Origin of the sequence: Winogradskyella sp. A2, assembly GCF_046762865.1 — a bacterium.
Taxonomy (GTDB): domain Bacteria; phylum Bacteroidota; class Bacteroidia; order Flavobacteriales; family Flavobacteriaceae; genus Winogradskyella.
The window spans coordinates 566,633-578,638 of sequence record NZ_JBKQXM010000002.1; the positions used below are offsets into that span (position 1 = coordinate 566,633).

A 12,006-nucleotide genomic window follows, 5' to 3' on the forward strand; every position below is an offset into this window, starting at 1 on the left:
TTTTTATTCTTCTTCTGGAGTAATAGTTGTCGAGCTATCCTCTAACAAATCATCGATGTCTAAATCGTTTCTTGGTTCAGTGTCCTGCAACGCTGGGCCCAATAGTGCGTCATATAATCTCAGATACCCATTGAATTTTTTCGTTTCTTCTAATGCAAATTCTTGATCATAAACAACTAAAACATCAACTAATGCACGGTAGCGTTGAATATCTGTATAAATCTCTTCAATGTATTTCTCTTGATTCTCAAGTGATAAACCACTTAAAAAGATTAAGTTTTCTTGGAATTTCCTAGCAACATCATTGAATAATTTCCTTCCTTTTTCCTCACTACCAATTTCATAATATGCACTTATATATGGTTCTAACAATGAGTAGAAACCAAATTTATCTACAGGCATTTTTTCCATAGCCAAGTCAGCAATCTCTTCAGCCTTTTCTAATTCATCATCATTGATCAATTGCTCTAGTAATCTTGCCATATTACCTCTGTAGGTAATTCCATTTCGGCGTGTTTCAATGTCATGGTATATATCTTCGCCACTTCCGCCCCAATTCCAATTTTTAACCTTCTCATACATTAACTCCGCATCAACACGACCCATATCGTATGGGTTTGCTCTGTCTACTGGAGTTCTTATAGGTACAAGTTTATAGCACATACCATCTAGTTGTAGGTAATCCTTTAACCAAATATAGTCCTCATCACCAAAAGCGCCTCCAGTAAAATAAATAGGGCGCTCCCAATTATTGTTTGCAATAATATCTAACATCAATAATCGGTTTTTATAAATGTATCCACCTCCAATTCTTGTATACATATTATCAACTATTTTATCCGCATCTTTGGCTTTAACAACGCCATTTTTAATTACTTCTTCTTTATTTACTGGAATACTAATATTTCTCGTAGGGAAATAATTAGAATTAAGTAGATGTTTAGGATATTGTCTTGGGTCTTCACCCATACTTTCGATAACAAATTTAAGTTTAGTGTTTGGTTTTTCACTTGAAACAAAGTCCATAAATCGTTTTATGTCCAAAGTGTCATTTGCTATTCTTTCACTTATTTCTCTGTAGATAATTACATCTCTAGTACCTGCTCTATATTGCTCGTGTGTAAGTTGTGAAGGTATAGGATCACTATCGTAGGCTTTACGCTTCATTTGGTCAATGTACCAGTCTGTTTGAAACAAACTTGTATTAACAACCCTTACATCTGTGCGTACACCTTCAATTTCTTGCAAATACCATAATGGAAAAGAATCGTTATCACCAATGGTAAATAAAATGGAGTTAGGTGCACAAGACTCCAAGTATTTTCTTGCCATGGCATTGGCTGTATATTTTCCAGATCTATCATGGTCATCCCAATTATTTGCTAACAATAAACCAGGTACAATTATTAAGCACGCAAGAGATATGGCTGGTGCTAACAATTTAGACTTAATATTATCTTTTAATAAATCGTATAAAGCATATACTCCAAAACCTATCCAAATTGCAAAAACATAGAAAGAACCTACGACAGAATAGTCGCGTTCACGAGGTTCAAATGGTCTGACATTAGTATAAAATTGAATGGCTACTCCTGTTAATAGAAAGAATACTAATAGCACCCAAAATCTATTTTTATCTGTGTTGAGCAAGAAAAAGAAACCTATTAACCCTAATAAAAATGGCAAGAAATAATACGTGTTTCTTGCTTTGTTTTCTAACACATCGGTAGGCAGATTATCTTGGGACATTCCGAGATGTAATTCGTCAATGAGTTTTACGCCAGAAATCCAATTCCCATTAAAATCGTCAAATTTACCTTGAATGTCATTCTGTCTTCCAGTGAAATTCCACATAAAATATCGCCAATACATGTATCCAAATTGATATTGGAGCATATAGGCTAAGTTGTCAATAAACGAAGGTTTTTCTACAATAAGATAACGTTGTGCGTAGGATCTTAGAAACTTGTCATAACCTTCATAATCTATTTCTCCTTGGGCAACTCGCATTCTAAAATCATTAACAATTTTATCGACTCTCCGTTTTTCTTGTAATGCATACTGACTTGATTGTTCTTCTGGTATACCAGCATTCATCGCTTCGTTATATGCACGTGTTTGAATTGTTGGGTCTACTTTAAAATCAATCAAGCCTGTGAACATCATATAATTCTCAGCATGTTCGCTACTCCACATTCTTGGTAAAATGGAAGCATGTTCGTGATTATAATTTTGTTTACTTTTTTCCCAATCATTAATAATTATGTATTCCCCTTTTTCTTCATCACGCTCATAGTTTTTCTTATCGTCAACAAATGGTTCATTTTCATCTTGACCAGAATATATTTCCGTAAACTGTGGGCCATAAAAAAGGTGTGTTTCAGGATATTGTTCTAGGTTATAATAGGCTAAAAGTTCTCTAGCATCTGATGGATCATTTTCATTGATGATAACATTTGCATTAGCTCTGATTGGTAGCATCATCCATGATGAAAATCCAATAAAAATAAACATAAGACATAGTACCAATGTATTGGCATGGATCATATCCTTTTTTCGGGTATAATTAAGGCCATAATAAAACAAGGCAATAACAAGAAGACCAGTAATGATGGTTCCGGAATTAAATGGTAATCCAATTGAATTCACAAAGAACACTTCGAGATATCCGAAGAGCTTCAGCGTAGATGGCAACAATAATTTAAATATGAACAATAAAATAGCGGCAGAAATAATATTGGCCAAAATAAAGTTCTTAACTGTTATGGTTTTATAGTTCTTAAAATAATAGATAAGTCCAATTGCAGGTATAGTCAATAAACCCATAAAGTGAACACCAAAAGACAATCCAATTACAAATGCAATTAAGATAAGCCAGCGGTTACCTCTAGGTTTATGCATGTCTTGTTCCCAGCGTAAGGCTAGATAAAACATTACCGCCATTATTAAGGTTGCCATTGCATAAACTTCGGTTTCAACAGCATTAAACCAAAAAGAGTCAGTAAACGTAAATGCTAAACTACCTACTAAAGCACTACCTAGTATAGCGATACCTTTGTTTTTGCTTGAGTCTTTTTTATACTTAACCAGTTTAACCAATAATATACTTATGGTCCAAAACATGAAGAGTATGGTAAATGCACTTGCAACCGCACTCATCATATTTAATAGCATACCTATTTGAGATGGTTCTAGCGCAAAGGACGAGAAGAAAGCACCCATCATCTGAAATAACGGTGCTCCTGGCGGATGCCCAACTTGTAATTTGGATGAGGTTAAAATATATTCACCAGCATCCCAAAAACTTACTGTTGGTTCAACAGTAAGTGCATACACAACTAAAGCTATAGCAAATACAAACCAACTTAAAATTGTATTCCACTTCTTAAAGTTAAAATCTCCCATGAAAAAAAGCGTCCTTTATGATGCTGGCGAATTTACTAATAATTACAATACAGCATAAGTTTTTAAGTTAACGTTAAGTAATTTAAATTATTTTTTTAGTTTTTTTTTGCCTAAGTGAATCTTTGTTATAAATTTGCATCCTCATTTTGAGAGATTGGCCTATGGTGTAACTGGCAACACGTCTGGTTTTGGTCCAGAAGAGTCTAGGTTCGAGCCCTAGTAGGCCAACAAGTAAAATTAAAAACCCTTTTAGAATCAAGTGTTCTGGAAGGGTTTATTTTTTAGCGTAGTAAAATACGTAGTAATTTAATGAATTATCAAAAAAGGACCCAACTGGGTCCTTTTTTGATCTTAACGTCTTTTGCTAAGCCTAATCAGAGATTTTTCGATGCTACTCCAATAGTAACGCTTCCTATTACCAAGTCTAAAGTCAACTTTAATAATTCCAATGCGCTCATACTTCAATAATGTGTTTTCACTTATTTGGAGCAGTGCCATAACATCTCTGGAAGTCATGATTGATGTATTCATGATTTCACGGTGTGTTTGCGCCAGTTTCTTATGTGCTTTAATGTTACCTAGCCAATCTTGGTACTAACTGGTCTGAACTCCCGACTAGATAAACATTTTTAAAACGCATGCCTTCAAAATCAACAAAATATACAATGATGATTCAAGGTCTCAAATCAAACAAACCGAAAAAAAATGACATAAACAAGGTCATTTCATGGAAAAATGAAAAAACTTCAATAATTCACTTTACTTATTCCTAAAAATTACGAATACTTACCTAGATAAATTAATGCCCAGGGTTTACTAATACTGGGATATTTATTTAATAAATAACAAAACCAAACCAAGGAAGTAGTGCTACTTCCTAAAACGTTTGGTACGCCCTAAAAACAACAGATATGGGAAACAAAGAATACTTAACCGTTGCTGAAATAGGAAAGAAAAACGGTATGACATCAAGAAATGTCAGGAGAATAATAAGAGAACTTGCAGAAACCAAGAATGACAGTCTTGTTCGCAAGAATAAACTTGACCAGTGGGAGGTTCATCATCTACTGATGCCAAAATTTAAAAGAAAGCGCAAGGCCAAGGAGGTTTATTTCGCTCTCAGCTTCAAGACATACAAAGGCTATTCACCAGAGGACATTGAACTTATACTTAAGAATGTTCTAGACAGGATAGATGACCCTAATCTTGAAATCAATTATACCATAGAATTGCGAAAGGCTAATGGCCAGCCCCATGTACATAGTTACATTAGAACCAGTAGAAAGAGAACATTGTACCAGACATTGGAACTTTTATTCGCCAACTTAAGCTATTACGAGTCAAAGATATTTGACTTGGAAGGTTGGAAGCAATATATAACAAAGGACGGCAGTCAAATAAATAAATTAAGAAAAGATGAAGACATTTAAAATTGAAATGGGCTATAACCTAATGAGGCATTACGAGTTATATAAGTATAATTTTGATTTCTTGGATAGAGAAACATTTTATAAGTTAAGTTACTATGGTAAACTAGGCGCACTAGAGCGTGGTAAAGAGATTATAATTGAAGAATTTGACATTCACATTAAGGCTAATAGCCTAAGACAAATGTATTACCAAAGTAGAAAGGTCCCCTTGCCACTAACACCGCCCAGCGAAACTCCCTTACATAACTAAATTATAATTTGCAAAGGGGGGTACATTCCGACTGATGCTTAAAATTTTTTTTAAGAGAAATTTGGCATTTTGGAAGCCGTTACGCCAAGTATTTATTCTTTCGGTAAAAACAGAAAAGCCCCTAAACAGTTATATAATAACAGGTTTGAGTCTTAGCACTCGGACCTGTCTTTAAAATTTAAAATAATGAACGCAGACGAAATAAGAGCCAAGATAGCGCATACGCAAGAGCTATTAAATATTGAGCAAGACCAGAATAAAAAGAATGAACTTCACCAAGACCTTAAGGTGCTTAAGATGAGATTGGATATGGACAGCACTCACGAAAAAATAAAGAAGTTAACCAATAGGGATTGAGTTTTTTATTATCTAAATTTGAGGAAAACACTGACTCAAATTTATGACCATAAACGAATACATCAGCAACCTTAATACACTTTACAAAACTGGTAACGCCCGTGAACATTCTTATCGTGGCGACCTTCAGAATCTTTTATCAAGTATGCTGCCTGATGTATTGGTTACTAATGAACCAGCAAGAGTAGCCTGTGGTGCACCAGATTATAGTTTGACAAAAAAAGGGGTACCAATTGGGTACATAGAAGCAAAAGATATCGGTGTTGACTTAAAGAGCAAAACACTTAAGGAACAGTTCGACCGCTATAAATCGGGTTTATCAAACCTTATTATAACAGATTATTTAGAGTTCCAATTCTACAACGATGCTGAACTGCGTACGCAGCTCAGCATCGCTCAAGTTGAAGATGGTGAAATCAAACCTCTAACAGAAAATTTTAAGACATTCACTGAGCTAGTTAATGATTTTGCCACCACAATATCACAATCAATAAAATCACCCACCAGACTGGCCCAAATGATGGCTGGTAAGGCTCGTCTTATGGCAGATGTTATTGAAAGGTCATTGAACAATGATGATGAATTGAATCAACGGTCGAACATTAAGTCTCAGATGCTTTCGTTCCAGCAAATGTTGATTCACGATATAGATAACAAAGCATTCTCAGATATATATGCTCAGACTATTGCATATGGAATGTTTGCCGCACGATACCATGACCCTACACTTGAGGATTTCTCTAGAACCGAGGCGGCACAGTTAATACCAAAGAGCAATCCGTTTTTAAGGAAGCTATTCCAAGATATAGCTGGTTATGATTTAGATGATAGATTGGTCTGGATAGTAGATGAACTCGTGAGTATATTTTTGGCTAGTGATGTAGCCGAAATAATGAAGAATTTTGGTAAGTCCACTAAACAGGAAGACCCTGTGGTACATTTTTATGAAACGTTCTTAGGTGAATATAGTCCAGCGTTAAGAAAGGCACGTGGCGTTTGGTACACCCCAGAACCAGTGGTTAATTTCATAGTACGTAGCGTTGACGAAATCTTGAAGACTGAATTTGGCTTATCTCAAGGTCTCGCAGATACAAGTAAGACTAAAATTAAAGTGAAGGTACCAACTCATGACGGGCGTTACAAGTCAGGGGTGCGTGACTATGAAAAGGAAGTGCATCGGGTGCAAATTCTCGACCCAGCCACAGGTACAGGTACCTTCCTTGCTGAGGTGGTAAAGCAGATTTACAAGAAATTTAAAGGTCAGCAAGGTATCTGGTCTAATTATGTCAAAAAAGACCTTATACCACGCCTTAATGGCTTTGAATTGCTCATGGCTAGTTATGCTATGGCACATCTGAAAATGGATATGCTTTTAACTGAAACAGGTGTTGAACTTTCAGAAGACCAAAGGTTGAAAATTTATCTTACAAACTCACTTGAAGAAGCCCACCCTGATACAGGCACCTTATTTAGTAGTTGGTTAAGTGATGAAGCCGACCAAGCAAATGCAATAAAAAGAGATACTCCTGTAATGGTAGTTTTGGGTAACCCACCTTATAGTGTAAGTAGTTCCAACAAAAGTGACTGGATTAAGGGGTTATTGATGGATTACAAAAGAAACTTAAATGAACGGAATATTAATCCACTATCGGATGATTATATCAAGTTTATAAGATTTGGCCAACACTTTATTGATAGAAATAATACGGGGATATTAGCCTATATATCAAATAACAGTTTCATTGATGGGATAATTCATAGACAGATGAGAAATTCATTGATGAGAAGTTTTGATAAGATTTATGTTTTAGACCTACATGGTAGCAGTAAAAAACATGAAATAGTACCTGATGGTGGTAGAGACCAAAATGTTTTTGATATCCAACAAGGTGTCTCAATAAATATAATGCTGAAGAATGACAATACCACAGACGGATGTGAAATTTACCACGCTGATGTATATGGATTGCGTGATTATAAATATAAAATCTTATCCGAAAATAGCGTCAAAACAATTAAATGGAATAAGTTAGAAAATAATGAGCCTAATTATTTCTTCATACCAAAGAATTATGAAGTTAGGGAAAAGTACAATGAAGGTTTTTCGACTAATGATTTATTTGTTCACGGTTCAAGTGGAATTAAAACAGAAAGAGATAGTTTGACAATTCACTATAATGAAAAGGAACTATTTTCTATAACAGATGAACTCAAATCAAAGGAAACGGAACAGTTTAGAATAGACAATAAAGAAAGGAAGGATGGTCGTGATTGGAAATTGGCTCTAGCTAAAAAAGATTTGGAGAGAAATAGACCTGAATTATTAAATATCCATTACAGGCCCTTTGATTTTAGATATACATTTTATACTGGAAATACGAAAGGTTTTTTGGCTTACCCTAGAAATGAAATAACACCAAATTTTATTGATAAGGAAAACCTTGGATTGATTCATTTAAGATTGAATTACGAATCCGAAAAGTATGTTGTTTTGTTAACTGATAAAATGACTGAAAAAGGTTCTTTGGTGTGTGGTAATTATTTTATTAGTCCATTATATATTTATCCAGAAACAGGTCCTAGAAATCCAAATTTTGAGCAAAAGACAGTTACAGATATTGAAGAATCATTAGGGCTTGAATTTACAAACGAAAAGCAGAATACTTCTCACACTTTTAGTCCGATAGACATACTTGACTACATATATGCAATATTACATTCTCCAAACTATAGAGAAACATACAAAGAGTTTCTAAAAATAGATTTTCCACGTGTTCCGCTTCCAGCGGATCACGTGGAATTTTGGAAACTAGTTAAGCTCGGTGGTGAATTGCGCCAAGTTCATCTTCTAGAGCATCCCGTGGTGGAAAACTATATCACGCAATACCCTATTGATGGAGACAACATAGTAACTCGTAAGTTGACAAAGTCAAATATTGGTTACGAAGCAAAAACCTCAGCTAAAGGTCGAGTCTGGATTAATGACCAGCAATATTTTGATAGTGTACCACTGGTAGCGTGGGAGTTTTATATTGGTGGCTATCAACCAGCCCAGAAATGGCTCAAAGACCGCAGAGGGCGTGAACTGAACTTTGAAGATATACTACACTATCAGAAAATGATTGTAGCGTTAACTGAGACCGATAGACTAATGAAAGAAATTGATGAGGTTGATTTTTTAGATAGCAAATAGTGACAAGCAAATGGTCCAGCTTTGCTGGATCATTTGCTTTTTTTAACTATATTTAACTATGAAAAGCAAATAATACTGTGAAAGCACCAGAACAAAATACGACCAAAGAAAATACTTATGATAGCAATAAGAAATGTATTAAGTGTGGTGAAGAAATATCAGATTATATTAACAGAGAAAATAAAGGTATATGTGTTAATTGCAAGCATAAAGGAATTTCAATTCCAAAATGGGCTTATCTATTTTTATTACTGTTAATTCCATTAGGTTGGTGGCTAATGCCAAATAATTCAAATTCCGAAAAAGAAAATAACACAAATTCAATAGTCGTGACCAAAACTGAAGAGAAGGAATCCAATCCAAAATTTCTTCAGGTTAACGGTATTGATATCTGGGTACGAAATAAAGCTCGTTCAGGGGATGTTATTATGAAAATTAATGATAATCCAAAAGTAAAAGTACTGGACAGCTGTTGCTTTGAAACAATTAGAGGTGACGCTAGTTACTGGTATAAAATTGAACATAATGGTCAAAAGGGATGGATGTTTGGTTCTCAAACAAGGGAACATTTAAGAAAGGAGTCAAAAAAACCAAAGAAAGTTTTATCTACCGAAGCAAAAGAGTTGTATCAAAAAATAAAAGAGGACCCTTCTATTGTCAAGTTTCATGGCTTTGGAATTACGAAAGGTGCTTGGGATATTTATATAACAGAAAATGAAGTACTTTACGTCAATGAATATGTTCAGAGTTCTCCCATTTCATTTACTCTCTTAGAAAAATTCAATCCGAATAGAGATAACCAAAATATAGATATTATTAATTACAGAAATAGTTACGAATCGGTTGAATCTATTAGGATAACAAGAAAATATAAAAAAGAAAATAATACATCTCGTACTCATTCCGTAGAACTTTTATTTGATTCAGGCATGTATAGTGGAATGGGAAGAATAGACTTTGAGATTGAAAATGATAATTCATCCTTTGAAACTATTAGAGGTTTTTCAACAAGGGCAACAGTTAAGAATCCAAAAATTGGAGACTTTCACGAAGGTGGTATAGTATTTTGGTTGGACCCAAATGACAACTCCCATGGCTTGGTATGTGCAATTACTGATAACACCAGTAGTCATAAAGTCTCATGGGCACCATATGGCACTACTTTAAACAGTAAAAGTAAGCGCATTGGTTCTTACAGTTCAAATATTGGTGGAGGTATGAATAATACAAAAACAATCCTAACTAACTTTGGTAAGTCAAGACGAATTGCCGCAGGTCTTGCAAATTCATACAGAGGAGGGGGTTATAACGATTGGTTTTTGCCTAATTTTGAGGAACTTGTTTTAATTTTCAAACAAAGAGAGATAATTAATCGAGCCTGTATCGCAAATGGCGGCTCGGCCTTAGTTGAAGCTAAAAATTTGGGTATATATACCTATACAAATATTGCATATTGGACCTCAAACGAGTCTGACAAATTTCATGGGCAGATAGTATACTATAATAATGGAGTTCAGAGTTATTCTAGTTCTAAAGGGGATTATCAAAGAGTTAGAGCTGTTAGAGCATTTTAAATTTTGAATGCCATTTAAATCAGGGTATATTTTGAAAATGCCTGTCCAATAATTGACAAAACTGTATCAAAACTAAAACTGTATCATTTTAAATTTATGTTTTGTCATAATTGATACACTTTGATGTAGTGATTTAATTCTTTGATTTATTATGACACTTTAGATACCTAAAATTTGCTTCTTCTTTGCTGCAAATTCTTTGTCCGTTATAATTCCTTTTTTGTGTAATTCAGCAAGCTTTTCTATATCTTCCATGTCATTACCATCTCTATTTGATTCATTATTTTTATCTGCCAATTTATTCATTACAGATTCTTTTTTTAGAGAATTGATATACTTAAGAAATTCTTCCTTTTCATCGGGAGAAACATATAGATGAATGGCCTCATTTCCATTTTCGTGTTTAACGGTCATTTTATAACTTTCTATACCGAAAATCGAATTGCACATTTTCAATCCGTAATTTGTACCTAATAAGGGGTCAACGTAGGCTTCAATTAGCAAACTAAGAATAGTTACGATGGCCAATATAATACCTATCCATGTAATAAAAATACCAAAGCCACCGACTGCAGCTGCAATTATTAAACCAATTATAATTATTGCAAACCCTAATCCTAAGGCTCTCAGACCATATTGGAGTGGTTGTCTTTTCAAGTAAACATTGTAAAAGCTACTTATTTCTCCTATATCATTTCTTTGAATTGATTGACTACCCTTATTATCGTAATATTCAATCAATAATCTATTCTCATCATTGTTTACTATACAATAGTCAAACTCTCGTTTTTCCATTTTATTAGAATTTATTATATCAAATGTATAAAAATTATAATAATAGAAAAAATCAATCAAAATTTGAAATAATATAGAAAAAAACTATATTTGTATTATGGAAAAAGCAATTATTATTAGCAGATGTTCTACCAACGAAAGTAAGCAAGACATAAATCGCCAGAGTGAAGAATTATACTCAAACTATGGTGGTATCTACCAAATAGAGAAGGAGTTTAGTTATTACAAATCTGGCACCAAAAATGACGAAGTGAACCGTGAAATATTAGACTATGCTATTGAACATGGGATTAAGCATATAATTGCTTCAGAGACTTCTAGGATTAGTCGTAAAATTAGTTCGTTCGCTCTTTTTTTGGAGGATTGTAATAAGCACCGCATTAATATCATAATCGATAATTACAAGCTCCATACGCTTCTTGATAATGGCGAAATCAACGGCATGGTCCAGACCATGCTAAGCATTGCATCCACATTTGCACAAGCGGAGTTAAGATTGATTAAATCAAGGCTGGATAGTGGTAGGGCTAAATATATTAGAGAAGGTGGTAAACTTGGTAGAACCAAAGGTACCATTAAGACCAAAAAACAACTATTGTCCGACCACTCAGATATTGTAAAGTATGTAAAACAGAATCAATCGGTACGGAATATCATGAAACTTACAGGTAAGAGCAGTGGTACTGTGCAAAAGGTAAGAACGCTGGTGTTATCTGCTGCTTAAACTTATAAATCATTCTACAATGCCTTCACAAAGAGAAAGACAGGAGTTTTTATGGAGACCAAATGATAATAGTGTTACGACCAGAACAAGGTATGACCTCGAAGCTGAACACTGGGTAAGAGCTTTCAAAAGTGCGACCAGACCCAAAGCTACTTTTACTGGTTCTATGAGTGTTATTGGTTTAATTTTTTCATTAATATTCTCAATCTTAAATGTGCTGGTATTAGTCGTAATTAACTTCATTAAGTGGTTAAAGAATTAAAAACATGGTCGTGCAT

The 12,006-nt window shown here is 34.3% G+C and carries 10 protein-coding genes and 1 tRNA gene; 8 read left to right on the forward strand and 3 right to left on the reverse strand.

Annotation, left to right across the window (positions count from 1 at the left end):
• Nucleotides 1-3: 3 nt before the first annotated feature.
• Nucleotides 4-3,405 carry a DUF2723 domain-containing protein gene (locus ACFWV9_RS05675; protein WP_411894266.1) on the reverse strand — a complete coding sequence of 1,134 codons (3,402 nt, stop codon included), beginning with the start codon at nucleotides 3,403-3,405 and terminating at the stop codon, nucleotides 4-6.
• 155 nt (nucleotides 3,406-3,560) lie between these two features.
• On the opposite strand from ACFWV9_RS05675, the gene ACFWV9_RS05680 reads away from it, so the two are divergent.
• Nucleotides 3,561-3,633: transfer RNA gene (locus ACFWV9_RS05680), tRNA-Gln, on the forward strand.
• A 123-nt stretch (nucleotides 3,634-3,756) separates the two neighbouring features.
• Here ACFWV9_RS05680 and ACFWV9_RS05685 read toward each other — a convergent pair.
• Nucleotides 3,757-3,936, reverse strand: a complete 180-nt coding sequence (locus ACFWV9_RS05685; RefSeq protein WP_411894267.1) for a MerR family transcriptional regulator — start codon at nucleotides 3,934-3,936, stop codon at nucleotides 3,757-3,759.
• A 380-nt stretch (nucleotides 3,937-4,316) separates the two neighbouring features.
• Between ACFWV9_RS05685 and ACFWV9_RS05690 the strand changes: the two genes are divergently transcribed.
• The 5 genes from ACFWV9_RS05690 to ACFWV9_RS05710 all read left to right on the forward strand — a co-directional run bounded on the left by ACFWV9_RS05690 (nucleotide 4,317) and on the right by ACFWV9_RS05710 (nucleotide 10,209).
• Entirely contained in the window at nucleotides 4,317-4,835 is a 519-nt protein-coding gene (locus ACFWV9_RS05690) for a hypothetical protein (protein ID WP_411894268.1), read from the forward strand.
• On the forward strand, nucleotides 4,822-5,085 hold the full coding sequence (locus tag ACFWV9_RS05695; protein WP_411894269.1) for a hypothetical protein: 264 nt from the start codon (nucleotides 4,822-4,824) through the stop codon (nucleotides 5,083-5,085). The genes ACFWV9_RS05690 and ACFWV9_RS05695 overlap by 14 nt, the downstream gene beginning before the upstream one ends.
• A gap of 186 nt (nucleotides 5,086-5,271) precedes the next feature.
• Nucleotides 5,272-5,442 (forward strand): hypothetical protein, encoded by a 171-nt coding sequence (locus ACFWV9_RS05700; protein ID WP_411894270.1) that lies wholly within the window; start codon nucleotides 5,272-5,274, stop codon nucleotides 5,440-5,442.
• Nucleotides 5,443-5,485: 43 nt separating this feature from the next.
• Nucleotides 5,486-8,635, forward strand: a complete 3,150-nt coding sequence (locus ACFWV9_RS05705; RefSeq protein WP_411894271.1) for a type ISP restriction/modification enzyme — start codon at nucleotides 5,486-5,488, stop codon at nucleotides 8,633-8,635.
• Between the two features lie 77 nt (nucleotides 8,636-8,712).
• A complete protein-coding gene (locus ACFWV9_RS05710) occupies nucleotides 8,713-10,209 on the forward strand; it encodes a hypothetical protein (RefSeq protein WP_411894272.1) in 1,497 nt (498 codons plus the stop codon).
• A gap of 159 nt (nucleotides 10,210-10,368) precedes the next feature.
• Here ACFWV9_RS05710 and ACFWV9_RS05715 read toward each other — a convergent pair whose 3' ends face one another.
• Entirely contained in the window at nucleotides 10,369-11,004 is a 636-nt protein-coding gene (locus ACFWV9_RS05715) for an SHOCT domain-containing protein (RefSeq protein WP_411894273.1), read from the reverse strand.
• A 97-nt stretch (nucleotides 11,005-11,101) separates the two neighbouring features.
• Here ACFWV9_RS05715 and ACFWV9_RS05720 point away from each other — a divergent pair, with 97 nt between their 5' ends.
• Nucleotides 11,102-11,728, forward strand: coding sequence for a recombinase family protein (locus ACFWV9_RS05720; RefSeq protein WP_411894274.1), 627 nt, complete (start codon nucleotides 11,102-11,104; stop codon nucleotides 11,726-11,728).
• A 19-nt stretch (nucleotides 11,729-11,747) separates the two neighbouring features.
• Nucleotides 11,748-11,990 carry a hypothetical protein gene (locus ACFWV9_RS05725; RefSeq protein ID WP_411894275.1) on the forward strand — a complete coding sequence of 81 codons (243 nt, stop codon included), beginning with the start codon at nucleotides 11,748-11,750 and terminating at the stop codon, nucleotides 11,988-11,990.
• Nucleotides 11,991-12,006: the final 16 nt, after the last annotated feature.

Coding starts and splice junctions, on each gene's coding strand:
- ACFWV9_RS05705 (WP_411894271.1), top strand. CDS start 5,486: ATGACCATAAACGAATACATCAGCAACCTTAATACACTTTACAAAACT.
- ACFWV9_RS05700 (WP_411894270.1), top strand. CDS start 5,272: ATGAACGCAGACGAAATAAGAGCCAAGATAGCGCATACGCAAGAGCTA.
- ACFWV9_RS05695 (WP_411894269.1), top strand. CDS start 4,822: ATGAAGACATTTAAAATTGAAATGGGCTATAACCTAATGAGGCATTAC.
- ACFWV9_RS05690 (WP_411894268.1), top strand. CDS start 4,317: ATGGGAAACAAAGAATACTTAACCGTTGCTGAAATAGGAAAGAAAAAC.
- ACFWV9_RS05720 (WP_411894274.1), top strand. CDS start 11,102: ATGGAAAAAGCAATTATTATTAGCAGATGTTCTACCAACGAAAGTAAG.
- ACFWV9_RS05715 (WP_411894273.1), bottom strand. CDS start 11,004: ATGGAAAAACGAGAGTTTGACTATTGTATAGTAAACAATGATGAGAAT.
- ACFWV9_RS05685 (WP_411894267.1), bottom strand. CDS start 3,936: ATGAATACATCAATCATGACTTCCAGAGATGTTATGGCACTGCTCCAA.
- ACFWV9_RS05725 (WP_411894275.1), top strand. CDS start 11,748: ATGCCTTCACAAAGAGAAAGACAGGAGTTTTTATGGAGACCAAATGAT.
- ACFWV9_RS05675 (WP_411894266.1), bottom strand. CDS start 3,405: ATGGGAGATTTTAACTTTAAGAAGTGGAATACAATTTTAAGTTGGTTT.